Source organism: Ferrovibrio sp., from assembly GCF_041906005.1.
In the GTDB taxonomy this organism is placed as follows: domain Bacteria; phylum Pseudomonadota; class Alphaproteobacteria; order Ferrovibrionales; family Ferrovibrionaceae; genus Ferrovibrio.
Genome location: NZ_JAYRJY010000001.1, coordinates 1,338,140 through 1,362,221 on the forward strand (window position 1 = coordinate 1,338,140; position 24,082 = coordinate 1,362,221).

Below are 24,082 nucleotides of genomic sequence, written 5' to 3' on the forward strand. Positions count from 1 at the left end.
GAGCGCCATGAGCGTCATCGATCTGGCCATCCACCCGAAGGCTGTCGGGCTGCACAAGGGCCGCGCCTTCCCCATCGTGATCGTCGGCCATGTCGATCACGGCAAATCCACCCTGGTCGGCCGCCTGCTGCACGACACGGACAGCCTGCCGGCCGGCAAGCTGGAGCAGCTGAAAGCCGTATCGGAAAAGCGCGGCCTGGATTTCGAATGGTCGTTCCTGCTGGATGCCCTGCAAGTCGAGCGCGACCAGGGCATCACGGTGGATACCACGCAGATCTGGTTCACCACCCAGCGCCGCCGCTACGTGATCATCGACGCGCCCGGCCACAAGGAATTCCTGAAGAACATGGTGACCGGCGCGGCCCAGGCCGATGCCGCCATCCTGGTGGTGGATGCCGCCCAGGGCCTGGCCGAGCAGACGCGCCGCCATGCCTACCTGCTGCATCTGCTGGGCATCCGGCAGGTGGCAGTGGCGATCAACAAGATCGACCTGATCGGCCATGACGAGGCCCGCTTCCAGGCCGTGGCCGAAGCCGTGCGCAATTACCTGGCCGATATCGGCATCGAGGTCGCCGCCCTGGTGCCGGTTTCGGCGCGCACCGGCGACAACATCGCCGCGCACAGTGCGCAGACCGGCTGGTATCGTGGCCCGACCCTGATCGGTGCGCTGGACGCCTTTGGCGCCCGAGCGGTGCCGGTCGAGCAGCCGCTGCGGCTGCCGATCCAGGATCTTTATCGCCTGGACGACCGCCGCGTGGTGGTGGGGCGCATCGAAAGCGGCCGGCTGAAGGTGGGCGAGCGCATCCGGTTCGCGCCGCTGGGCCGCGAGGCCGTGGTCGCCAGTCTGGAAAGCTGGCGCGGCAATGCCAGCCACCACCAGCCGCGCGAGGAGGCCATCGCCGGCGACAGCGTCGCCTTCACGCTGGATGAAGATGTGTTCGTCGAACGTGGCGTGCTGGCCAGCCACCCTGACCAGGCACCGCGCGAGGCCAGCCGCATCGCCGTGCGGCTGTTCTGGCTGGACAAGGCCCCGCTGAAGCCCGGCGACCGCCTGACGCTGAAGATCGGCACCACCGAACGCGAGGTCGAGATCGAGGCGATCACCGAGGCCCTGGATGTGGAATCCTTAAGCAGCGCCAATGCGGCGCAGATCGAACGCAACGGCGTGGCCCGCGCGATTCTGCGCTGCCGCCGGCCGCTGGCGCTGGATCTTTACGACACGCTGCCGCGCACCGGACGCGGTGTGCTGATCCGCGGGCCGCAGATCGCCGGCGGCCTGGTGGTCGAGGACGTGCTGCAGCAGGCAGCTCCCGCCATCGCAACCGTGGATTCCAGCGTCACGCCGCAGGACCGCGCGGCCGTGAACGGCCATCGCGGCGGCGTGTTGTGGCTGACCGGCCTGTCGGGCGCCGGCAAATCGACACTGGCCATGGCGGCGCAGGCGGCCCTGTTCGCGCGCGGCCGCCAGGTGGCCGTGCTGGATGGCGACAATTTGCGCCATGGCCTGAACAGCGATCTGGGCTTTTCCGATGCCGACCGCGCGGAGAATATCCGCCGCATCGCTGAAGTGGCCAAGCTGATGAGCGATGCCGGCCTGATCGTTCTGGTCTCGGCGATCAGCCCACGGCAACAGCAACGCGATCATGCCCGTACAATCGTGGGCGACGGGTTTCACGAGATTTTCGTACGGGCCGATCTTGCGATCTGCGAGATGCGCGACCCCAAGGGCCTGTATAAACGCGCCCGCGCCGGCGAAATTGCCGGTTTCACGGGCATCTCGGCGCCATATGAGGCGCCGGACGTGGCGCAGTTGGTACTCGACACCACGCAGCACACCCTGTCGGAATCGGCACAGACTCTGGTAGACTACGCCCTGCGCAGCTTTGCCGCGTAACTTCGCTCCGGTTCAAGCGTTACCGTAACCAGGAGGCAGCGTGGATTTCGATCTGGCGCTTTTTGCCGCTGTCGGCTTCGCCGCGCAGCTTATCGATGGTGCCATCGGCATGGGTTACGGCGTGATCGCCAGCAGCGTGCTGGTGGCGACCGGCCTGCCGCCGGCCGTGGCCAGCGCCGCCGTGCATGTCACCAAGATTCCCACCGGCATCGCCTCGGCCCTGTCGCACTGGAAATTCGGCAATATCGACTGGGCGGTATGCCGCCACCTGATCCTGCCTGGCATCATCGGCGGCATCGTCGGCGCCAGCGTGATCGCGCTGCTGCCGCTGAATGTGATCCGCCCGCTGGCCGCGCTGTATCTGGGCTTCATGGGCATCGTGGTGATCCTGCGCGCCCTGCGCTGGCGGCGCAGCCTAGATGTCGCGAATGCGCCGAAAGGCCGCCCCGCCACCGCTGGCCTGCTGGGTGGCCTGTTCGATTCCTTCGGCGGCGGCTGGGGCCCCATCGTCACCACCAGCCTGATCATGCAGGGCCGTGATCCGCGCAAGGCTGTCGGCTCGGCCAACACGGCCGAGCCCATCGTGGCCGCCGTGCAGGCCGCGGTGTTTTCCTTCTGGCTGGGCGCGGCCACGCTAACCACGATCGGCAGCACCGCGCTGGCCATCATGATCGGCGCCCTGCTGGCCGCGCCGGTGGCGGCCTTCCTTGTCAACAGGCTGCCCGGCCGGTTGATCGCCGGCGCCGTTGGCTTGGTGCTGATCGGCATCAACATGCCGGCCCTGATCGCACTGATCGGAAAACTTCTGTAGCGGCCCGCCGGATCACATCCGGAGAGACTTACATCCGGGGCGCAGCGCGCCAGTGATAGCGGCCATCGCGGAAGCCGGCGAAATACTTGCCGATATCGGGATGGTTCACCGGGCCGGCCTCTGAATCAGGCAGCAGATTCTGCTCCGAGACATACGCCACATAGGACGACTGCGCATTCTCAGCCAGCAGGTGATAGAAAGGCTGGTCCTTGCGCGGGCGCAGGTCGGGCGGGATGGATTGCCACCATTCCTCGGTGTTGTTGAACACCGGATCGACATCGAAGATCACACCACGAAACGGAAACAGCTTGTGGCGCACCACATCGCCGATGGCGAATTTTGCAACCCGGGTTTCGGGCATTCTTTTCCCCGCATACTCTAAAGATACTGACTCAATACGTGGCACGGCCGCCGCTGACGTCGAACACTGCCCCGGTGGTGAAGGAATTCTCCGCCGACAGCAGCCAGGCCACCATCGCCGCGATCTCATCCACCGCGACGAAGCGGCCGCGCGGTATCTTGGATAGCATATAGTCGATATGCGTCTGCGTCATCTGGTCGAAAATCGCGGTTTTCGCCGCCGCCGGGGTGATACAGTTGACCGCGATATCCTGTCCGGCCAGTTCCTTGCCCAGCGACTTGGTCAGGGCGATCACCCCGGCCTTGGCCGCCGAATAGGCGGCAGCATTGGGGTTGCCCTCCTTGCCGGCAATGGAAGCGACATTGACGATGCGGCCATAGCCGGCCGCCTTCATCAGCGGCACCACGGCGCGGCAACAATGGAACACCCCGGTTAGGTCGATGGCGATCACCTGATTCCAGTCGGCCAGCGGATAGCTGTCCAGCGATGCATTCGGCCCGGCGATACCGGCATTGTTCACCAGCAGATCTATGCCGCCCAGCAATGCTCGGGTCTGCGCCGCGGCCTGCTCCACGCTGGTCCAGTCGGTGACGTCCACGCTCACCGCCTCGATCCGGCCCAGCCCGGCCAGTTCACCGGCCACCCGGGTTGCCAGCGCGGCATCGCGGTCCCAGATCGCGACAGAGGCGCCCGACCGCAGCAGCCGTTCGACGATGGCCCGGCCGATGCCCTGTGCCCCGCCGGTGACCACGCCGCGCCGGCCCTTCAGATCGATGACATTCATACAACGTCCTCCCTTTTCCCCAAACTAGCAGACCCGGGCGCCGTGACGACAGTCCTTGCAGTCCCGTCCGGCTCGCCTCTAGTCTGGCGACGGGGGATAGAAATGCAGATCGCGGAACGCAACCTCGATACCGCCTGGCCTGAATCGCTGCCGCTGCCGCTGGCGCAATTCCTCGATTACTGGCGGGGCCTGCGGCAACGGGCCGGCCGCCTGCCGCGTCGCCGCGAGATCGACCCGCTGGAAATGCCACGCGGCCTGCTGCCGGGGATCGGCATCTTCGACTGGCTGCCGCAGGATAACGGCGCCATTCGCATCCGCTATCGCCTGCTGGGCGACAACCATACCCAGGCGGTGCAACGCAATCTCAGCGGCTGTTATTTCGACGAGGTGCATGCGCCGGATACCGTCGCCGCCCTGCAGGCGGAATATGCCGTCATCCTGGCCGGCGGCGAGCCCGCTTATGCACACCGCGCCACGCCCCTGCCCAATCATGAATTCGCCGTATTTCAACGCATCATATCACCCCTGCTGGACGATCAGGACCAGCCGCGCCATCTGATCGGTTACTGGCTATGGGAAAATCTGGGCAATGAGCCGCGCTACCGCAACACCCTCTGACATCACTCCCGCTATCATTCTGGATTTCTGGTTCGACCGAGGCGGCCCGGAAGCGCTGCGGCCGCGCAAAGTGTGGTGGGAGAAGAGCCCAGCCTTCGACGAGGAAATCCGCCGGCGTTTCGACGCGGCCGTCGAGACGGCGCTGGCCGGTGGATACGAGGAATGGGCCGGACAGGCGGAAAGCGCCCTGGCCCTGGTTCTTCTGCTCGACCAGTTTCCTCGCAATCTGTTCCGCAACAGCGCGAGGGCTTTTGCTGGCGACGAACGGGCCCGCACCGTGGCCCGACAGATGACCGACCGCGGTTTCGATATCGGCCTGCCGCCGGCGATGCGGCAATTCGCCTATATGCCATTCGAGCATAGCGAGGCGCCAGAGGATCAGGATTTCAGTTGCCTGCTATTCGCCGCGCTGGAGAAGGACCTGCCCGGCCACGACCTTCTGGATTATGCCGAACGGCATCGCGCCATCATCGCACGCTTCAACCGTTTCCCGCACCGCAACGCGGCGCTGGGCCGCGAGAGCACGCCGGAAGAAGTCGAGTTCCTCAGGCAGCCTGGATCGTCGTTCTGATCGAGACGGGCGGCACGATATCCGAGACTGTGGCGAAATGCGGCTGCGGCGGTTCGGTGATGCCGAAACGCTCCATGAAATAGTCGAGAGCATCGCCACGACCGGTGATCTCCACCTCGCCAGCCCGGCGCGCCTGCCGCAGGCTTTTGATGCCGTGCACGACACGAAAGAATTCCAGCAGATCGGCATCAACGGTGAGATCGACCTCGAAGCCCATATCGGTATAGCAGAGATCGATCTCGCCATCGCGCAGGATCATCCACCATTGCCGCAGCTTGTGATCGCGGCTGGGCACGTTGCGGAAGCGGAAATGGAACACCATGTTGCTGCCGCGCGATGCATCGCCAAGCAAGGCATTGCGCATCGACCACATCAGATGGGTGACGTTGCGATCTTCCGCATCGATATAAGGCACCCGCCAGTCGGTGGCCCAATACCCCATCAGATCGATCAGCGGCCGCAAGGCATCACCCGCTGGCGTCAGGCGATAGATATGGCCGCGCTGCCCTTCGGCGCGGATGCGAAGAATAAGGCCGTCCTGTTCCATCTCGCGCAGGCGACGGGCCAACAGGCTGCGCGCCATCAGCGGCACCCCATTCTGGATGTCGCTGAAGCGTTCGCTGCCGCGCATGAGTTCGTATAGGATCAGCGGAGTCCAGCGTCCGGTGATCACCTCCGCAGCTTTGGCGACGGGGCAGAAGGAACCGTATCGATTTGCCATACACGCCTATCTATCCCGGCGGCGTGTCAGCGCAAAGTTCCATTTTAAAACTATGGCGCCGATCACGCGAACGTCATGGTGCGCCCTGTCAGCCATGACGGAGCATACATGCCAAAATCCCACACAAGGCAATTGCAAAATAATGCGCGCACAGAGCCTAACATTTTGCTTCCCGAGGATTTTTCAGTCGGTTGCGGCGACAGAGGCGACGGCCATCCGATAGTCATGGTGCATTGCTCGGGCGCCGACCGCCGGCACTGGGACAAGGTGATCGCCGCTTGGCCGGATGGCGACTCACCACGGTTCCTGCGGCCGGAATTGTTCGGCTACGGAGAAACGGCACGGTGGCCGCCGGGCGATTCCATATCACTGCTGCATTATGTGGAGCTTATCGAGGCAGCATTACCGCCATTGCCGCAACCCTTCGATCTGGTTGGACATTCCTTCGGCGGCGTGGTGGCCCTGGGCTACGCACTGAAACATCCGCAGCGCATCCGATCGCTGGCGCTGATTGAACCGGCCGCATTCTTCATCCTTCGCGATGGCGACCTGCGGGGACAGACGCTGTTCCGCGAGATTGAACGGATCGGCCGTGGCATGCAGCGTGGCATGCGCGCCGCCACGCCTGCGGCGCAACGGGAAGCCATGGCGCGTTTCGTCGATTACTGGAACGGCGCGGGCCGATGGGACAGCCTCGCACCGGCCGCGCAGCAGGCCGTGGCGCAGATGACCGATGTGGTGGCTCAGGAATTCACCGCGATCTTTGCCCATGCCACGCAACTGGCCGATTGCCGCAGTATCACAGTGCCCACACTGTTGATCAGCGGGGCACAATCGCCGGAGCCTGCGCGTCATATCGTGCAGATGCTGGCGCGCGTTATTCCGCAGGCGGAGCAGATCTGCATCCCCGATGCCGGACACATGCTGCCGCTCAGCCATGCCGCGACGACAGCGGTGATGCTACATGACATGCGGCGTCGCGCAGTTCCGAATTGGAACTTTAGCGCCGGCTCTGGCATGGCCATGGTGTCGCCTCCAATCGAATCCCGAGGAGGAGTTCACCCCATGAATGCGCCATTGACTGAACAGCGCAAGTCCACAACGACCGACAGCGGTCCGGTCGAGCGCGTGCGTGCGCTGGCAGCCGGGTTCGCCCGCCGCGCCGCCGATTACGATGCCCATGACCGTTTCGCCGCCGAGAATTTCGCCGAGATCAAGGCCGCGGGCCTGCTGGCGGCCGGCGTGCCGGCCGAACTGGGCGGCGGCGATGCCTCTTATCGCGAGGTGAGCGAGATGCTGCGCGAGATGGCGCATCATTGCAGCGGCACGGCACTGGCCCTGGCGATGCACACGCATCCGCTGATGGCCAATGTGTGGCGCTGGCGTCGCGAGAAGGCGCCAGTGGAAGGCCTGCTCAAGCGCGTGGCCGGCGAAAACCTGATGCTGCTGTCCACCGGCGGCAATGACTGGCTGAATGGCTCGGGCAGCGCCGAAGCTGTGGATGGCGGCTATCGCATCTCGGCGCGCAAGCGTTTTGTCAGTGGCGCCGAAGCCGGCGACCTGCTGATGACCATGGCGATCCATGGCGATACCGTGCTGCATGCCGGCGTTTCGATGAAGGCGGAAGGCGTGCGCATCGAGCAGACCTGGCGCACGCTGGGCATGCGCGCCAGCGGTTCGCATGATGTGGTGCTGGACAAGGTGTTCGTGCCCGAGGCCGCCATCGCCGTGAAACGCCCGGCCGGTGTGTGGCATCCCTTTTTCCATCTGGTGACCATGATCGCCTTCCCGCTGATCTACGGCGTGTATCGCGGTGTGGGCGAACGGCTGCGCGACGAGGCCGTGGCGCTGGCCTCAAAACGGCGACTGGAGGGTGATGCGCAATTGCAGGTCGGCGCGATGGAAGCCGCGCTGGCTGCGGTCGTGGCGGCGCATGAGAAGATGGTGGACATCGCCGACCATGCCACGCCCGGCCCGGAAACCTCGGCCAGGGTGATGACGCTGAAACGCGCCGTGACCGACAACCTGCTGGCACTGGGCAATGCGGCGCTGGATGCCGCCGGCGGCAGTGCCTTCTATCGGGTGAACAGCGTGGAACGGCTGTTCCGCGACCTGCAGGCCGCCCGCTATCATCCGCTGACCGCCCTGCCGCAGCAGCGGCTGGCCGGACGGCTGGCGCTGGGACTGGATGCCGACGGCCGCGCGGCCTGACGCAAGAAAAGCTGAAGCGCCTAGCGGCGCTTCAGCTTCTTCACTGCCTGATGGCGGTGGCAATCGACGATGTGGTCGTTGACCATGCCCACCGCCTGCATGAAGGCATAGACGATGGTGGGGCCGACGAAGGTGAAGCCACGCTTGCGCAGATCCTTCGAGATCGCCTGGCTAACGGGGGTTTCGGCCGGCACCTGTTTCAGGCTGGTCCAGGCATTCTGCTTCGGTTTGCCGTCCAGGTAATTCCAAAGATAGTTGGAAAAACCGTCTTCCTTTTCCATGATCTGCAGCCAGCCGCGCGCGTTCAGCACGCTGCCCTCGATCTTGGCCTTGTTGCGCACGATGCCGGCATCCTGCATCAGGGCATCCAGCTTCTTCGGCGTGTAGCGGGCGATCTTCTCGGGCTGGAAGCCGTCGAAGGCTTTGCGGAAATTGTCGCGCTTGCGCAGGATGGTGATCCAGGACAGGCCGGCCTGGAAACCGTCGAGGATCAGCTTCTCGAACAGCGCGCGGTCGTCATATTCCGGCACGCCCCATTCGGTGTCGTGGTAGCGCATATAAAGCGGGTCGCTGCCGCACCAGCCGCAACGGCACAGGCCATCCTCGCCGTGAGGAAGAGATTTCACCATGTAACGCCCCCGCAGTCTTACGCCTTGCCGCTCTCTGGCGGCGGACCGGCATAATCGGGGCGGCGCACGCGCAGCGCAAGACCGCCGGCTTCCAGTTTCTTGCCATCAGATTCGGCTTTGGCCACCGCTTCCAGCCGCAGCAGAGCCAGCCCCGTGCCGTTCAGCGAGGAGCGCATCTCGCCGGCCTCGGCACCATCCAGCGTGACCAATGTGCCGGCCGGCGGCAGGGCTGCTCCGCTTTCGGCCTGCACGATGTGAAGCTGCTTTTTTACCAGGCCGCGATACTTGGTGCGCGCCGTCAGCTCCTGGCCGATATAGCAGCCCTTTCTGAAATCGACGCCGTTGAGCGCCTCGAAATGGTTTTCCAGCAGGATGCCTTTTTCGATCTCGATGTCGCGCGCGCCATCGGGCACGCCCAGCGCGAGGCGATGCGCTTCATAGGCGACAGCATCGGAAAGGTGGCTGGGCGGGGCATTGCAAGGCGCCCATATCCGCCAGCCAAGCGCAGGCAAGCGAGGATCGGGAAATGCCGGCGCCCCAGTTAGGTTGGGAAGCCCATCGCCGAAAGCGGCATAACAGCAAAAATGCTCGACGGGCTGGATTCCAACCTTTGCCCGCAGGCGATACAGCGTCAGGCGCCGCTGCAGGTCGGGCAGGCGATCGGCGGCCACATCCAGCAGCAGGCCGGGCCGGTGCGGATCGGGCGTGACGAGGAAATCGTGCAGGAATTTGCCCTGCGGCGTGAGCAGGGCCGCGTAGGCGGCCTGGCCGGGCTGCAGCCCGGTAACGTCGTTGGACACCAGCGCGTTGAGAAAGCCGGCCGCCTCCTCCCCCTGCAGGGACAGCAGGGCCCGGTTGGGCAGGGCGACACAGGTGACTTCAGTCATGAAAGCTCCGGTTTTCGGCCCCTCTGAGGTATGGGAGAGCCGGCGGCTTGGCAAGGGCAGGCCACCCCCCTATAACCGGCCAAACCCTTAAAGCCGCGGGCCCATGCGCATCCTGTTCATCACGTCCAACCGGCTCGGCGACGCCATCCTGTCGACCGGCCTGCTCGATTCGCTGCATCGCCAGTTCCCCAAGGCGCGTTTCACCATCGCCTGCGGCCCGGCCGCCGCCGGGCTGTTCACGGCCATGCCCAATCTCGAGCGCGTGATCGTCATGCAGAAAAAGCCATGGGCCGGGCATTGGTGGGAATTGTGGAAGCAGGTGGCCACCACGCGCTGGTGGCTGGTGCTGGACCTGCGCGGCTCGGGGATCGGCCAGTTTTTGCTGGCACGCCGGCGCCGCACCTTCCACGGCTCGGGCTCGCGCATGCACAAGGTGATCGTGCTGTCGCAGATCCTGAAGCTGAAGGAACCCGCCGCGCCAAAGGTCTGGATCGGTGCCGAGCATGAGAAAACCGCCGCGAAGCTGTGGCCCAACGATGGCCGACCGGTGCTGGCTTTGGGCCCCACCGCCAATTGGGGCGGCAAGATCTGGCCGGGCGAGCGTTTCGCCGAGCTGGCCCGGCGCCTGACCGCGCCCGACGGCATCCTGCCCGATGCCCGCATCGCCGTGTTCGGCGGCCCGGGCGAGGAAGCGCTGGCAGCCGATACGCTGCAGCACCTGCCGCCCGAGCGCAGCATCGATCTGGTGGGCAAGCTGGACCTGCCGACCATTTCGGCCGCCATGCGACGCTGCGACCTCTATATCGGCAACGACAGCGGCCTGATGCACCTGGCGGCGGCCAGCGGCGTGCCCACGCTGGGCCTGTTCGGCCCCAGCCGCGAGGAAACCTATGGCCCATGGGGCGAAAAAACCGCCGCGGTGCGCACCGACCTGAGTTTTGACGAGATCGTCAAGCAGCCGGATTACGACTACCGCCGACACGACAGTCATATGCTAAGTTTAAGCGTCGACAAGGCGCAGCGCGCCGCCGAGCATCTGTGGCGTTATTCGCGGGATTGACATGAGCGCACCCAAACTGTCTGCCCTGGTTGTGGCGCATAACGAGGAGGCCCAGCTGGCCGACTGCCTCGAGCGCCTGACCTTTGCCGATGAAATCGTGGTGGTGCTGGACCGCTGCACCGACCGTTCGGTGGAGATCGCCGCGCGTTTCAATGCCCGCATCATCGAAGGGGCCTGGCCGCTGGAAGGCCCGCGCCGCAATACCGGCATCGAAGCCTGCAGCGGCGACTGGATTCTGGAAGTCGATGCCGACGAACGCGTGCCGGCCGAGATGGCGCGCGAAATCCGCGACGTGATCGCCAGCGCGCCGTTTGGCCATATCCTGGTCCCGTTCGACAATTACGTGGGCAAACGCCTGGTGCGCTGGGGCTGGGGCGGTGCCTTCGGCGTGATGATGGCGCCCCGCCTGTTCGCGAAAGGCGCCAAGCGCTGGGGCGAGCAGCGCGTGCATCCGGCGCTGGAACTGAAAGGCGAGAAGCGCTTCCTGAAATCGCGCATGATCCATTACGTGGACCGCGACATCACCGACATGATCGCGCGACTGAATCGCTATACCTCGGCGCGCGCCGCCGACCTGCGCGCCCGGGCCGAGGCAGGCGAGGATATCGGCAGCTTCCGCGCCAATGTGCGGCGCATCTTCAGCCGTTTCTACAAATGCTATGTGACCCGCAAGGGGTATCGCGAGGGGCAATACGGCTTCCTGATCGCCCTGATGGCTGGTCTTTATCCGCTGCTCAGCTATCTCAAGGCCACGCTGGAGAAGGAATGAGGCGATGCGCTACGACCTGGTGATCCGCAACGGCATGGTGGCCACGCCCAACGGCATCGAAGCGCTGGATATCGGCGTGAAGGACGGGCGCATCGCCGCCCTGGGCAGCCTGGGCCAGGCCGATACCGCTGCCTCCTTTGATGCCAACGGCCTGACCGTGCTGCCCGGCGTGATCGACACCCAGGTCCATTTCCGCGAACCCGGCCTGGAGCACAAGGAAGACCTCGCCACCGGCACGGCCGCCGCCGCCATGGGCGGCGTGACCGCCGTGTTCGAGATGCCGAACACCAAGCCCAGCACCGCCACGGCGGCCGAACTGGCTGACAAGGTGCAGCGTGGCCTGGGCCGCACCCATTGCGACTATGCCTTCTATGTCGGCGCCACGGCCGAGAATGTCGAAACCCTGCCCGAGCTGGAGAAACTGCCCGGCTGCGTCGGCGTGAAGCTGTTCATGGGCGCCTCCACCGGCGACCTGCTGGTGGCCGACGATGCCACGCTGGAACGCGTGCTGCGCCATGGCAAACGGCGCATGGCCGTGCATTGCGAGGACGAATACCGCATGCGCGACCGCAAGCACCTGACCGAGGTGCCGGGTGCCACGGCGCACCTGCATCCGGAATGGCGCGATGCCGAAAGCGCCCTGCTGGCCACCCAGCGTCTGGTGAAGCTGGCGCGCAAGGTGGGACGGCGCGTGCATGTACTGCACGTCACCACCGCGCAGGAAATGGCCTGGCTGGCCGGCCACAAGGATATCGCCACGGTGGAGACCACGCCGCAGCACCTGACCCTGGCCGCGCCCGACTGCTACGACCGGCTGGGCACGTATGCGCAGATGAATCCGCCGATCCGTTCGGCCGAGCATCGCGCGGCCTTGTGGGAGGCCGTGCGCAACGGCGTGGTGGACGTGATCGGTTCGGATCACGCGCCGCATACGAAAGAAGAGAAAGCCAAGCCCTACCCGCAGAGCCCGAGCGGCATGCCCGGCGTGCAGACGCTGCTGCCGCTGCTACTGGATCACATGAAACAGGGCAAACTGACTTTGCAGCGCCTGATCGACCTGACCTCGGCCGGCGCGCAGCGGCTGTTCAACCTGTCCGGCAAGGGCCGCATCGCCCTGGGCTACGACGCGGATTTCACCGTCGTCGACCTGAAGGCGAAACGGACCATCGAGGAAAGCTGGCTGAAATCGAAATGCGGCTGGTCGCCCTTCACCGGCATGAGCGTGACCGGCTGGCCGATGGCGACCATCGTGCGCGGCCAGTTCGCCATGCGCGACGGCGAACTGGGCCAGCCGATCGGCCGCCCGGTGCGCTTCCTGGACACGCTGCAGCCCGAGGGCTGATCTCAGCGCTTGATGAATAAGCCCTGTCCGGTCGGGCTTTCCCAGAGCACGTCTCCGCGCGCACGGAAGAACGCCATCTCGGCGTCGTGACTATCGCGATAGCGGCGAAAGCCGAAATCATCGAACACGATGATACCGCCGGGCACGATGCGGTCGTAGATGACCTCCAGCGCCGCCAGCTCCGGGGCCGCCACATTCAGGTCGAGCTGGGCAAAAGCCACTTTCTCCGGCAGGCCCTGGGCGAAACTCTCGGGCACCGCGCCCTTGATCACCCGCACATTGTCGCAAGCGGCGAAGGATTGCTTCACCTGCTCGAACAGTGCCGGCCCATGGCCGCTCTTGCGTGCCTCCTCGGGCGGATTCTCGAACATGTCGTAGAGCCACCAGGTCTTGCCGGCCTGGTTGCGGAAATCGCAATAGCGTTCCATCACCTCGACCGTGCGGCCGTCGTAGCAGCCGACATCCATGAAATCGCCCGGCAGGCGCAGGCAGCTTTTCGCCGCCCAGCACAGCATATAAACGCGCCAGATCCGCGCGCGCAGCACCGGGTCCTCGGCATAGGAGCCGAAGGCCGAAATGAAATCCGGCTGCTGCAGGAAACCCAGGTTGCGGAACCACACCATCATGTCGTCGACCACTGTCGCGCCACTGCCTGGCCGGTTGGCGCCAAGGATGGCGCTGGCATCCTGTATCGAGCCGGCGAAGCGTTGCTTCACCTCTGGCCGATCAAAGGGAGCGACGCTGTATTCCTTGTTGAAGAATCCGAAGAATGGCTTGATGTATCCCGCGGGGGGCCCGATGGTCTCCGCCATGACCTGCTTCTTCCAGTCTCGCTGAAAATCGGCAATCAAGGGCAGGCACCCCTTCGTCTCGCCCTTCAGATGCAGCACATATTTGCGGCGCAACTGCTCAGGCGGGTAATTCACATTCGCCCGGATGAAGAAATTGTAATCCGCGCAAGGCAGGTGACGCAGCCATGCGCCGCCGATCATCTGCGGATCACTTTCGGCCAACACGCCACAAGCCATTGCCGCGGCGTTTAGCGAAAGCTGGCCGCCGCGCCAGCGCCGGATATCGCCATAGACGCTTTGCACCGCCGCGTCGGCGCGCAGGATTTCATAGGTGGCGAGGTAACGCCGGAAGAAACCACGTGCGGCCTGGCCCGGCCGGTGACCGGCAAAGATCACGCCCTCGTTCACCGGCATGATCCCGCGATCCGGACGGGAGGTGACGGCGATATCGAACGGGAGGCGGAAGACCCTGGCCAGCGGCCAATTGGCAAAGGCGTCGCTGTCGAGGAAAACCGTATTGGCGGCAAAAGCCTTCGACTGCATGAAGGCGCACATCGCCACCACGCGCTCATACATGAGCCATGCGGGATTTAGCGGCAACGGCACGACGACGACATCGGGCGGCACGAAACCAACGGCATCGCCTTCATTGACAATATAGACGATGCGGCAATCCGGATTAAAACCGCGCGCCATAGCGAAATTGTGCCGCAACACCGCTTCGTAATCGACGGCGCCAAGATCAATCTTGACATCGGCGTAATCCAGCTTGCTGTGTTCTTGCGGCAACGAGAGGTGGAACACCACGACCGTCAACGGTGCTGGTGGCAGCTCGCCACAGATGGCATCAAATCGTGCCGCCAGGTCGGCAACACGCTTGGCGGTATCGTCCGGCATCTGGTCGGCGGCGCGGTCCGACACATGGCGGATGAAATCCGCCATGGTCTGTGGCCCGCTGGACGGCGCGACACTCATAGCGGCCGCTCCACCGTATCGACCCAGCGCGCCAGCACAATGGTGGCCCAGATGCTGTTGATATTGCCGCCGACGCCCCGGAATAAGGCATCGAGCGCACCCGGGCGGGCAGCGAAAAACCGCGTTTCAGCCAGACGGCGATGGGCGGCCGCCAGTTCCGATTCCACGCGCGGCCGGTTGTTGAAGAACACGCTGACCGGCATGCCGAAGCCCTTCTTCGGCGCTTGGGCATGCGCCTCGGGCAGATAGCGCGCCAGCAACCGGCGCAGCACCAGCTTCTGCACATTGCCGGCCTGGCACAGGCCGATGCCGGCGCGTGCCGCCAGATCAAGCAGGATCGGGCTCAGGAACGGGGTGCGCACCTCCAGGGCGTGCTGCATGCTCATCCGGTCCACCTTGGCCAGCACGGCACCGGGCAGGTAGCTGCGAAAATCCAGTTCCCGCAGGCCCTGCAGGGCCGGACGCCGCAAATGCATGAAGGCCGGGGCATGACGTTCGTAGAAGGCGATCACGGCATCATAGCCCTGCGGGAAGGCCGCCCGCACCGTATCGGCCGGCGCGACCGCAAGACCCTGCTCGATATAGGCTTGCACCATCGCCACGGGGTGCATATCGGCGTTCTGGTCGAAAGCCGCGGCTATGCCGGGATAGCGGCCATAGCCGCCAAACAGTTCGTCACCGGCATCACCGGAAATCGCCACGGTGACATGCTGCCGCGCGAAACCCGACAACAGATAAGTCGGCACGCAGGAGCGATCTCCGTTGGGTTCGTCGAGCAGGCCACCGATATCGTCGCAGATGCGATCAAAATCGGCCGCACCAAAGATGTATTCATGGTGCTCGGTGCCCAACCGCGCGGCAATATCGCGCGCCGCCTCATGCTCGGATGCCGGATCGCCCTCGAAGCCGACCGTGAAGGTCTTCACCGGCTTTTTCAGTTTGGCCGCAAGCAGTGCGCAGGCCAGCGCGGAATCAACACCGCTGGACAGGAACATGCCAAGCGGTACGTCGCTGTTCAGCCGATCGGCCAGAGCTTCGCACAGAACCTGCTCGAGCTTGCCCGCATAGGCGTCAACCTGACCGGGCCCGACTTCCTGGTCGGGATCGATCGCGAAGGCATAATAGCGCTCCACATGCCGGCGGCCGTCGCGGTCGATCTGCAGCAGCGTGCCGGGTTCCAGCTTGTGCACCGGGTCGAGGATTGAGCCAGGCTCGGGCACATAGCGCAGGGTGAAATACTCTGCCAGCGCCGGTTCGGACAAGGCCACCGGCAGTTCCTCGATGCAGAGCAGGGCGCGCAGTTCGGAAGCGAAGGCAAAAAAACCCTCGCCGGCGGCGTAATACAGCGGCTTTTCACCGGCCCGGTCGCGCGCCAGCGTCAAGCGGCCGGTCTGACGGTCATAGATCGCCACGGCGAACATGCCATCGACGACGCGGAAAACCTCGATACCGACCTGAGCGAAGCCTGCCAGCAGCACTTCGGTATCAGTGCCGGTGTGGAAACGATGACCGGCTTTTTCAAGCTGAGCGCGCAGGGCGCGGAAATTGTAAATCTCGCCATTGAAGCTGATGACATAGCGGCCATCGCGGCTTTCCATCGGCTGATGGCCGGCAGCCGAAAGGTCAAGCACACTCAGGCGGGTGTGGCCCAGATGGCAGAAATTATCGGCATCCGACCAGGCACCGTTGTCATCCGGCCCACGATGGGCCAGCGCGCGCGTCATCCGTCCGATCGTCGCCCCGACATACTCGGGGGATCGACGGTTCCGGAAGTTGAGATAGCCGGCTATGCCGCACATGAAGAGAAACGGAATGAAAGAGCCACGATCCCCAATCCTAGCGAGCGTGGCCTTGCCGAAAGGTTAACCCCGATTTAAGGCGCGAGGGCGCTTTCAACCTTATCGCAGATGTAATGATACAGGCAGGCATGAATCTGCTGAATCTGCGGCGTGAAATCGGATGGCGCCTCGATCAGGATGTCGCAATGGGATTTCAGCTTGCCGCCGCCCTTGCCGGTCAGGCCGATCACCGCCAGGCCCTTCGCCTTCGCGGCTTCGGCAGCCCGGATCACGTTGGCCGAGTTTCCCGAGGTCGAGATGCCCAACAATACGCCGCCGGCACGGCCATAGGCATCGACCTGGCGGGCAAACAGGCTGGCATAATCGTAATCGTTGCTCCAGGCCGTGACCACGGCGGCATCGGTGCCCAACGCGATGCAGTTGAGCGCGCGGCGCTCCTTCAGGAAACGGCCGACCAGTTCGCCGGCGATATGCATGGCATCGGATGCCGAACCGCCATTGCCGCAGACCAGCAACGGCAGGTCGGCACCCAGGGCCACCACGATCTTCTCAATGGCGGCATCCACGGCAGAGACCACCTCGGGCGTGGCGGTCTGGCGGATCAGGGCGGCGGATTCATCCAGATACTGAGTCAGCGACATGCATTTCCTGCGCGAATGAACGGCAAAACCGCGCGCAGACTAGCATAGACACCGCCCGGAGCCAGCCTCCGGGCCGCCCGACCAAGCTTAATGCAGGTCGTAACTGGCTGCGGCCGCGCGATAATCCTGCGCGCTGACGATCCGGGCCGAGACCACGCGCACGGAATGCAGCTTGCCGTCCAGCCTGGCCTCCCAGAAATCGAGAAATTTGCGCAGACCGGGAAATTTCGGCGCCAGGTCATAATCCTGCCAGACGTAACTTTGCAGCAGCCGCGGATGATCGGGCATGTGGTAGAGGATCTCGGCCGTGGTCAGGTGGTAGGTGAGCAGCTTTTCCAGCCACTCGGCCGAAGCATGATGCGTTGAGCGGGACACATCGGACATTATCGCCTCCTGCCTTCTGCGGGAGCCGCACCCGACGTCTCGACCAAACCGACTCGCGGGCCGGCACACCTTCAGTCAAAACCTGCCGAAAGTGTCAGTCCGATGACAATAACTTTCTGTAAACGGCACGCAGATTGGCACTCGGCAATCGCGGCTGCTAGCGGCGGCGCACCAAAGTCCAGACTGCAAAGAACAGCACGCCGAACAATATCGCTGACGGAAGGATATAAATCACCGCAAGGCTCCAGTTCAGCTCGCAGGTATAAGGAGCCTGGCCACCGGAGTTCATCTGCAACATCAGCATTCCGGATTCTCTTTCAGTCGGAATGCAGAAGTCGCGCGGTTCGGTGCCATCGGTCTGGAGCAGGATCGAGCCGAAGAATGTCACCGGTAACAATATACCGAGCAGCATGCTGACGAGCAGGCGGAACGGCCACGACAACCCCTTCGCCGCAGTCATCAATCCTGCCATGGCTTTTCCTGCAGCAAGCGGCCGATATAGGCGCCGTAATCCGTGACCCGGTCCTGCGGCAGGCTATTATACAGCGTACCGATTGCTTCAGGGCCTGGATTCTCAAGTCGCTCGATAATGCGTTTGACCAAAGTCACGCCGACGCGGATGTTGTCTTCGGGATTGCTGGGATTCCGCCCCGCAAAACCAAGATCGCACCATTTCTCTGGGTTGATGTTCATCGGAAATATGGATCCGGCCTTGCCAAGTCCCTCGGCCGCCCGCGCGGCGCCAAAGTAATGCCCGTGTGCATTCTCCGCGTAGATTATGGCACGAATGAGATCAGGATTGACCTTCTGCTTCGCCGCCTCGCGGCGGATAATGTCATCGTGCAGCATCACCGCCGACCGCCCGGCACCGTTAACCAGATACCAGGGGTCTTTGCTGTCCGCTTTCGGATTGGTTTGAATTCGTATGCGACCGGGCGTGTTCTGCAGGATCGATCGCTCACGGTCCTACCAGCGATATAGCAGTGGCGTTTCCGCGACGGCCACGTCAGAGACAGCCGGCAGATTGCCTGTCGTGCCGGTATCGACCTGCGCCTCCTGCTGGGTGCCCCGATCACCGGACAGCAGCGTGGGTTTCACCGGTCGGCCAGAACCCAAACCGATGGGCCGCAGTTCTGGCTCGGGATCACCGCTGCGCTTTTCCATGGTGCGGATGCCGGGCGGCGATCTGTAGAATTCCCTGATCGTGGAGATGGTCTCGCCGTCCGGCAGGGCATAGCCGTCGATGGCAAGGCCGTTCTCCTTTTGGAACTTGCGCAGGGCGTAATCGTCGCGACCGCTCCAGTAACCCGTCGGCCCCTCGGTGGCGGCGGCATCCAGCACGCCTTCCCGATGCAGCAACGCCTGCAGCTTGAATACGTCGCCACGCCGGTTCGCCTGGCCCGCGCCGACGCCGGATTGCAGGTCGAACAGGCCGTCGCCAAAAATCTGGCCAAGCGGCACGCCGTCCATCCAGTCGCCGCGTGCCGCGTCCCAACCCGGATCGGGGATGTCTGCCGGCGTCTCGACATAGCCGCCCATATCCAGCCGGCCAAACGGGTCGGGCAGATATTCAAGATCATCCTGGCTGGGCGGATCGAACAGGCGCTGGTAGGCAGGCACGTGGCATCTCCTGTTTTGAACATATAGTGAATATACTTTTATTTTCAGGTTTTCAAGCATATTTTCCTATTATGTTCAGCAATGGCAGTTTCTGCGCGGAAATCGGCGATTCCAAGGCGGATCATCCCCGCCGCGTCATGGGGTACCATAGGCGCATGACCGGGCCGCCTTGACTTCCACCGGGCAGCCCCCCTCTTATTTCCGACCGAGCGTTCGAATCCGCCCTTGGGCAATACCCACCCTGGCGGATGCGGCGCCGGGAGCGAGACCCGAAGCAAGCACGGCTAGAGAAAGGGACCAGAGCCATGACCGCCTGCATCGTCGGCTGGAGCCACAGCAAATTCGGCAAACTGGATGGCAGGGATGCCGAGGACCTGATCGTGGAGGTCGCGGTCGGCGCGATCCGCGACGCCGGCCTGGAGCCGAAGGACATCGACGCCATCTATCTGGGCCACTTCAACGGCGGCCTGGTGGACCAGGATTTCTCGGCCTCGCTGGTGCTGCAGGCCGATCCGGGCCTGCGCTTCAAGCCGGCCACCCGCGTGGAGAATGCCTGCTCGACCGGTTCGGCCGCGATCTTCCAGGGCCTGAATGCCATTGCGGCGAAGAAGGCGCGCTTCGTGCTGTGCGTCGGCGTGGAGAAGATGACCTCCTCGCCCAATGACGTGGTCGGCAACGTGCTGCTGAAGGCCAGCTACCGCAAGACGGAAATCTTCAACGAAGGCGGCTTCGCCGGCGTGTTCGATTCGATCCAGAAGCAGTATTTCCAGCGCTATGGCGACCAGTCGGATGCCACCGCGATGATCGCCGCCAAGAACCACAAGAACGGAGCCAAGAATCCGCTGGCCCATATGCAGAAGGATTTCGGTTATGAATTCTGCAAGACCGTGTCGGACAAGAACCCACTGGTGGTGGGCGGGATGCGCCGCACCGACTGCTCGATGGTCTCCGACGGCGCCGCGGCCCTGGTGCTGAGCGACGTGCAGACGGCGTTGGGCATGAAGAAGGCGATCGCCTTCCGCGCCTCCAAGCACGTGCAGGATTTCCTGCCGATGGCAAAGCGCGACGTGATTGCCTTCGAAGGTCCGGCCAAGGCCTGGGCCGATGCTCTGGCCGAGGCCGGCCTGAGCATCTGGGACCTGTCATTCGCCGAAAGCCATGACTGCTTCACCATCGCCGAACTGATCGAATACGAGGCGATGGGCCTGACCGCGCCGGGCCAGGGCGCCAAGGCGATCATGGAAGGCTGGACCCAGGCCGACGGCAAGCTGCCGGTCAATCCCTCGGGCGGCCTGAAGTCGAAGGGCCATCCGATCGGCGCCACCGGCGTGTCGATGCATGTGATGGCGGCGATGCAGCTTTCGGGCACCGCCGGCGACATCCAGGTGAAGAACCCCAAGCTGGGCGGCGTGTTCAACATGGGCGGCGTGGCCGTGGCCAACTACGTCTCGATCCTCGAACCGCTGCGCTAAACTCCAGACAAGAACAGGATGCCCGGGCCCAGACGCATTTTTCTGGCCCGGGCATTTGCATTTCAGGAGGCATGAATGCCCGAGACCTTCCGCGCCGTGATGATCGAAGAAGTCGACGGCAAGCCGAAAGCTTCGTTCAAGACCATCAGCACAGCCGATCTGCCACCGCATGATGTGCTGGTGGAGGTGGCCTGCTCGACGCTGAACTACAAGGACGGCCTGGCGCTGACCGGCGGGCGCATCGCGCGCAAGATGCCGCTGGTGGCTGGCATCGACCTGGCTGGCACAATCGTCGAATCCGCTAATCCGGACTTCAAGGCGGGCGACAAGGTGATCGTGAACGGCTACGGCCTGTCGGAAACCCAGTGGGGCGCCTATGGCCGTTTCGCGCGGATGAAAAGCGAATGGCTGGTGCGCCTGCCCGACGCCTTCACCATGCAGGAGGCGATGGCGATCGGCACGGCCGGCTATACCGCCATGCTGTGCGTGCAGGCGCTGGAGGATGCCGGCCTGACCAAGGATGACGGTGAAGTGCTGGTGACGGGCGCGGCCGGTGGCGTCGGTTCGGTGGCCATCGCCCTGCTGGCGCAGAAAGGCTATCGCGTGATCGCGGCCACCGGCCGGCCGGAAACGCATGCGTATCTCACCTCACTCGGCGCCAGCGGTTTCATTCCCCGCGAGGAACTGAACCAGAAAGGCCCGCCGATGGCCAAGGAACGCTGGGTGGCAGCCATCGATTCGGTGGGCAGCCAGACTCTGGCGAGCGTGCTGAGCCAGATCAGATACGGTGGCTGGGTCGCGGCCTGCGGCCTGGCGGGCGGCACCGACCTACCCGCCAGCGTGTTCCCCTTCATCCTGCGCAATGTCAGCCTGCTGGGCGTCGATTCCGTGATGGCGCCGATGCACAAGCGCAAGCGCGCCTGGTGGCAGCTGGCGAAGGACCTGCCGAAGGACAAGCTGGCCGCCATGACCGAGCTGCATCCTTTGTCGAACATTTTCGACCTGGCGCCGAAGATCATCGCCGGCCAGATCCGCGGCCGCGTCGTGATCGACGTGAATGCCTGACCCGGCCCAACCCGGTTCGGCGAAGACCAAGGCCCGGCTTGTCCGGGCCTTTTCTTTTCCCTCTTGTGCGCTGGTCGCGAGACGCTATGATGGCGCCAATATTGTAATGCTGCCTTACAAATAGGGCGGCGATAAAAACATACGGTTTCTGGGAGGAAACCCGATGATCCAGCAGGGCGAAAAACCGCCTTTCCTGCCGCTGGCGCTGGCCACGCCGCGCATCCGCCGCATCGACCGTTCGGATGGTAGCTTCATTCTGCATTCCGAGGAATCGCTCGGCGATTATCCCGGCCATATGGCCCTGGTGCTGCAGGCCCAGGCCCAGGCCCGGCCCGATACGGTGTTTCTGGCGCAACGCCTGCCGGATGGCGGCTGGCGCCGCGTAACCTACGCCCAGGCCTGGAGCGCCGCACGCAGCATCGCCCAGGCCCTGCTCGATCGTGGTCTGGGCCAGACCGCGCCACTGATGATCCTGTCGGGCAACAGCATCGACCATGCCCTGCTGATGCTGGGCGGCTTTGTCGCCGGCGTGCCGGTGGCGCCGATCTCGGTGGCCTATTCACTGATGAGCGGCGATTTCGCCAAGGTGCATCACATCTTCAATCTGGTGCGGCCGAAACTGATCTTCGCCGAACAGGGCGGATTGTTCGGCAAGGCATTGGGCAGCCTCAATCTGCACGGCGTCGAAGTGGTGACTTCCGATGGCACCGGCGGCACCGCGCTGAAAGACCTGCTCGCCACCGCGCCGACGGCGGCAGTGGATGCGCGGCTGGCGCAGATCGGCCCCGACTGGGTGGCGAAATACCTGTTCACATCCGGCTCAACCGGCCTGCCCAAGGGCGTGATCAACACTCATCGCATGATGAGCAGCAACCAGCAGGCCATCGCGCAGATATGGCCCTTCCTGCAGGAAAAGCCGCCGGTATTGCTCGACTGGCTGCCCTGGAACCACACCTTCGGCGGCAACCACAATTTCAACATGGTGCTGCGGCAGGGCGGCACATTGCATATCGACGATGGCAAGCCGGCACCGGGCCTGGTGGAGAAGACGGTCGCCAACCTGCGCGAGGTTTCGCCCAGCCTCTATTTCAATGTGCCGGCCGGCTACGCCATGCTGCTGCCGCATCTGGAGCAGGACGAGGATCTCTGCCGCCGTTTCTTCGCCGAGCTGCGGCTGATCTTCTATGCCGGCGCCGCCCTGCCCCCCGATCTGTGGACGCGGCTGGAGGCCCTTTCGATCCGCACGCTGGGCAAACGCGTCACCATGACCTCGAGCTGGGGCTCGACCGAAACGGCACCGATGGCGACGGCGGCGCATTTCCCGATCGAGCGGGCCGGCGTGATCGGCGTGCCGGTGCCGGGCGTGCAGCTCAAGCTGACGCCTTCGGGCGGCAAACTGGAAGTGCGCGTGAAGGGCCCGAACGTGACGCCGGGCTATCTGGGCGAACCCGACAAGACCAAACAGGCCTTCGACGAGGAAGGCTTCTACAAGATCGGCGATGCCGCCAGGCTGGCCGATCCGGACAATCCCGATCGCGGCGTGGTGTTCGACGGACGCATCGCCGAGGATTTCAAGCTGACCACGGGCACCTGGGTTCACGTGGGCGGCGTGCGCGTGGCCGCCATCGCTGCCTGCTCGCCGCTTTTGCAGGATGCCGTGGTGACCGGACCGGACAAGCCCTATGTCGGCCTGCTGGCCTGGCCGTCGGCGGCGGCCAAGGATCTGGCGCCGGACGAACTGCGCCGCCAGATCGCGGCAAAACTGCGTTTGCATAACGCGGCGCAGGGCGGTTCATCGCTGAAAGTCCAGCGCGTGGTTCTGTTGAGCGAACCGCCCTCGATCGACGCCAACGAAATCACCGATAAGGGCTATATCAACCAGCGTGCGGTGCTGGAGCGCCGTCACGCGGATGTGAACAGGCTGTATGCGGAAACACCCGACGCCGACGTGATCACCGTCACCGACAGATAGGATCCGTCTCTCTATTCTGCGCCCACTGCCGATTCTGGCGGGACCGTATTTCATTTGTCCCGCCGCTGCGGCGCAGAAATTCTTGGAGAGACGCTCATGACGCGCCGCCTGATCGCCACCCTGGCGTTCGGCCTTACGCTGGCTGCCGGCTTTGCCATCGGCTCGATCGGTCGCCAGCAGGCTGCGCCGCCGACCGTATCCGACGCCGATATTCCGACGATTCCGCCCACGGCCGCCATTATCGTGCCGCTGCAGGCCGATGATCACAGCCGGGCCGAGAGTAACCTGTTCCCCGCACCGCAAACCCTGCTGCAGATGGCGGAATCGCTGGGACTGAATGAAGACCAGCGCCAGCAGATTCGCCAGCTTCAGCTCGCCCTTGAGGCCGAGACCATGGCCCTGGCCCGTCGCATCCTGACCGAGGAACGCCGGCTGGAACGCGCTTTTGCCGAGGGCAATATCGATGCCGGCCGGGTCGATGGCCAGACCGCGCGGATCGCCAACCTGCAGGGCCGGTTACGGGCCGCACGCCTGCGCGGCCACCTGGCCGCCCGCGATGCCCTGACTCCGGAGCAACTGCTGCGGTTTGCCGACCAGCATGGCGTGGCCCCCACGCCGGCGAGTGCCCGCGACGACCTGGCGCGCGACGAGCCGGAACGCTGACGCAATCCGTCATTCTGCTGCCGCAATTGCCGGGGTAAGCTG

24 protein-coding genes are annotated in these 24,082 nt (G+C 64.2%); 12 read left to right on the forward strand and 12 right to left on the reverse strand.

Annotation, left to right across the window (positions count from 1 at the left end; all coding sequences use genetic code 11):
• Positions 1 to 7: 7 nt before the first annotated feature.
• Both cysC and ACE3OO_RS06380 read left to right on the forward strand, forming a co-directional pair.
• Positions 8 to 1,894, forward strand: coding sequence for an adenylyl-sulfate kinase (cysC, locus tag ACE3OO_RS06375; RefSeq protein ID WP_374300930.1), 1,887 nt, complete (start codon positions 8 to 10; stop codon positions 1,892 to 1,894).
• A gap of 40 nt (positions 1,895 to 1,934) precedes the next feature.
• A complete protein-coding gene (locus ACE3OO_RS06380) occupies positions 1,935 to 2,705 on the forward strand; it encodes a sulfite exporter TauE/SafE family protein (protein WP_374300932.1) in 771 nt (256 codons plus the stop codon).
• Positions 2,706 to 2,733: 28 nt separating this feature from the next.
• Here ACE3OO_RS06380 and hspQ read toward each other — a convergent pair whose 3' ends face one another.
• The gene (hspQ, locus tag ACE3OO_RS06385) at positions 2,734 to 3,066 is read right to left on the reverse strand and encodes a heat shock protein HspQ (protein WP_374300934.1); all 333 of its coding nucleotides are present in this window, start codon (positions 3,064 to 3,066) and stop codon (positions 2,734 to 2,736) included.
• Positions 3,067 to 3,097: 31 nt separating this feature from the next.
• A complete protein-coding gene (locus ACE3OO_RS06390; RefSeq protein ID WP_374300936.1) occupies positions 3,098 to 3,850 on the reverse strand; it encodes an SDR family NAD(P)-dependent oxidoreductase in 753 nt (250 codons plus the stop codon).
• Between the two features lie 102 nt (positions 3,851 to 3,952).
• Between ACE3OO_RS06390 and ACE3OO_RS06395 the strand changes: the two genes are divergently transcribed.
• Together ACE3OO_RS06395 and ACE3OO_RS06400 are read left to right on the forward strand one after the other, a co-directional pair.
• Positions 3,953 to 4,468: a PAS domain-containing protein gene (locus ACE3OO_RS06395; RefSeq protein ID WP_374300938.1), complete on the forward strand. Its 516-nt coding sequence runs from the start codon at positions 3,953 to 3,955 to the stop codon at positions 4,466 to 4,468.
• A complete protein-coding gene (locus ACE3OO_RS06400) occupies positions 4,440 to 5,039 on the forward strand; it encodes a DUF924 family protein (protein WP_374300939.1) in 600 nt (199 codons plus the stop codon). The genes ACE3OO_RS06395 and ACE3OO_RS06400 overlap by 29 nt, the downstream gene beginning before the upstream one ends.
• Here the strand turns inward: ACE3OO_RS06400 and ACE3OO_RS06405 are convergent.
• Complete coding sequence (locus ACE3OO_RS06405; RefSeq protein ID WP_374300941.1) at positions 5,014 to 5,760, reverse strand: winged helix-turn-helix transcriptional regulator; 747 nt, start codon at positions 5,758 to 5,760, stop codon at positions 5,014 to 5,016. The genes ACE3OO_RS06400 and ACE3OO_RS06405 overlap by 26 nt on opposite strands.
• A 225-nt stretch (positions 5,761 to 5,985) precedes the next feature.
• Between ACE3OO_RS06405 and ACE3OO_RS06410 the strand changes: the two genes are divergently transcribed.
• Entirely contained in the window at positions 5,986 to 7,971 is a 1,986-nt protein-coding gene (locus tag ACE3OO_RS06410) for an alpha/beta fold hydrolase (protein ID WP_374300943.1), read from the forward strand.
• 20 nt (positions 7,972 to 7,991) lie between these two features.
• Here ACE3OO_RS06410 and ACE3OO_RS06415 read toward each other — a convergent pair whose 3' ends face one another.
• Both ACE3OO_RS06415 and ACE3OO_RS06420 read right to left on the reverse strand, forming a co-directional pair.
• The gene (locus tag ACE3OO_RS06415) at positions 7,992 to 8,600 is read right to left on the reverse strand and encodes a DNA-3-methyladenine glycosylase I (RefSeq protein ID WP_374300945.1); all 609 of its coding nucleotides are present in this window, start codon (positions 8,598 to 8,600) and stop codon (positions 7,992 to 7,994) included.
• 17 nt (positions 8,601 to 8,617) lie between these two features.
• Positions 8,618 to 9,487 (reverse strand): folate-binding protein YgfZ, encoded by an 870-nt coding sequence (locus tag ACE3OO_RS06420; RefSeq protein WP_374300947.1) that lies wholly within the window; start codon positions 9,485 to 9,487, stop codon positions 8,618 to 8,620.
• A 103-nt stretch (positions 9,488 to 9,590) separates the two neighbouring features.
• Between ACE3OO_RS06420 and ACE3OO_RS06425 the strand changes: the two genes are divergently transcribed.
• Genes ACE3OO_RS06425 through ACE3OO_RS06435 form a run of 3 tightly spaced genes read left to right on the forward strand, consistent with a single transcriptional unit; the run spans position 9,591 to position 12,658 of the window.
• Entirely contained in the window at positions 9,591 to 10,547 is a 957-nt protein-coding gene (locus tag ACE3OO_RS06425) for a glycosyltransferase family 9 protein (protein ID WP_374300949.1), read from the forward strand.
• Between the two features lies 1 nt (position 10,548).
• A complete protein-coding gene (locus ACE3OO_RS06430; RefSeq protein WP_374300951.1) occupies positions 10,549 to 11,316 on the forward strand; it encodes a glycosyltransferase family 2 protein in 768 nt (255 codons plus the stop codon).
• A gap of 4 nt (positions 11,317 to 11,320) precedes the next feature.
• Complete coding sequence (locus tag ACE3OO_RS06435; protein WP_374300953.1) at positions 11,321 to 12,658, forward strand: dihydroorotase; 1,338 nt, start codon at positions 11,321 to 11,323, stop codon at positions 12,656 to 12,658.
• A gap of 2 nt (positions 12,659 to 12,660) precedes the next feature.
• Here the strand turns inward: ACE3OO_RS06435 and ACE3OO_RS06440 are convergent, their stop codons facing one another.
• The 7 genes from ACE3OO_RS06440 to ACE3OO_RS06470 form a co-directional block, all read right to left on the reverse strand.
• On the reverse strand, positions 12,661 to 14,424 hold the full coding sequence (locus tag ACE3OO_RS06440) for a TylF/MycF/NovP-related O-methyltransferase (RefSeq protein ID WP_374300955.1): 1,764 nt from the start codon (positions 14,422 to 14,424) through the stop codon (positions 12,661 to 12,663).
• A complete protein-coding gene (asnB, locus tag ACE3OO_RS06445; RefSeq protein ID WP_374300957.1) occupies positions 14,421 to 16,223 on the reverse strand; it encodes an asparagine synthase (glutamine-hydrolyzing) in 1,803 nt (600 codons plus the stop codon). Before asnB ends, ACE3OO_RS06440 begins: the two co-directional genes overlap by 4 nt.
• 74 nt (positions 16,224 to 16,297) lie before the next feature.
• Positions 16,298 to 16,864, reverse strand: coding sequence for an SIS domain-containing protein (locus ACE3OO_RS06450; RefSeq protein WP_374300960.1), 567 nt, complete (start codon positions 16,862 to 16,864; stop codon positions 16,298 to 16,300).
• An 87-nt stretch (positions 16,865 to 16,951) separates the two neighbouring features.
• The gene (locus tag ACE3OO_RS06455) at positions 16,952 to 17,248 is read right to left on the reverse strand and encodes a Usg family protein (RefSeq protein ID WP_374300962.1); all 297 of its coding nucleotides are present in this window, start codon (positions 17,246 to 17,248) and stop codon (positions 16,952 to 16,954) included.
• 157 nt (positions 17,249 to 17,405) lie between these two features.
• Positions 17,406 to 17,720 carry a hypothetical protein gene (locus ACE3OO_RS06460; RefSeq protein WP_374300964.1) on the reverse strand — a complete coding sequence of 105 codons (315 nt, stop codon included), beginning with the start codon at positions 17,718 to 17,720 and terminating at the stop codon, positions 17,406 to 17,408.
• Positions 17,708 to 18,100, reverse strand: coding sequence for a hypothetical protein (locus ACE3OO_RS06465; RefSeq protein WP_374300966.1), 393 nt, complete (start codon positions 18,098 to 18,100; stop codon positions 17,708 to 17,710). The genes ACE3OO_RS06460 and ACE3OO_RS06465 overlap by 13 nt, the downstream gene beginning before the upstream one ends.
• A 114-nt stretch (positions 18,101 to 18,214) precedes the next feature.
• Entirely contained in the window at positions 18,215 to 18,868 is a 654-nt protein-coding gene (locus ACE3OO_RS06470) for a peptidoglycan-binding protein (protein WP_374300968.1), read from the reverse strand.
• Positions 18,869 to 19,173: 305 nt separating this feature from the next.
• Between ACE3OO_RS06470 and ACE3OO_RS06475 the strand changes: the two genes are divergently transcribed.
• The 4 genes from ACE3OO_RS06475 (at position 19,174) to ACE3OO_RS06490 (ending at position 24,040) form a co-directional block, all read left to right on the forward strand.
• Positions 19,174 to 20,340: an acetyl-CoA acetyltransferase gene (locus ACE3OO_RS06475; RefSeq protein WP_374300970.1), complete on the forward strand. Its 1,167-nt coding sequence runs from the start codon at positions 19,174 to 19,176 to the stop codon at positions 20,338 to 20,340.
• Positions 20,341 to 20,415: 75 nt separating this feature from the next.
• Positions 20,416 to 21,405: an MDR family oxidoreductase gene (locus tag ACE3OO_RS06480; RefSeq protein ID WP_374300972.1), complete on the forward strand. Its 990-nt coding sequence runs from the start codon at positions 20,416 to 20,418 to the stop codon at positions 21,403 to 21,405.
• A gap of 163 nt (positions 21,406 to 21,568) precedes the next feature.
• Positions 21,569 to 23,377: a feruloyl-CoA synthase gene (locus tag ACE3OO_RS06485; protein ID WP_374300974.1), complete on the forward strand. Its 1,809-nt coding sequence runs from the start codon at positions 21,569 to 21,571 to the stop codon at positions 23,375 to 23,377.
• A gap of 96 nt (positions 23,378 to 23,473) precedes the next feature.
• Positions 23,474 to 24,040, forward strand: a complete 567-nt coding sequence (locus tag ACE3OO_RS06490) for a hypothetical protein (protein WP_374300976.1) — start codon at positions 23,474 to 23,476, stop codon at positions 24,038 to 24,040.
• The last annotated feature ends 42 nt before the right edge of the window (positions 24,041 to 24,082 follow it).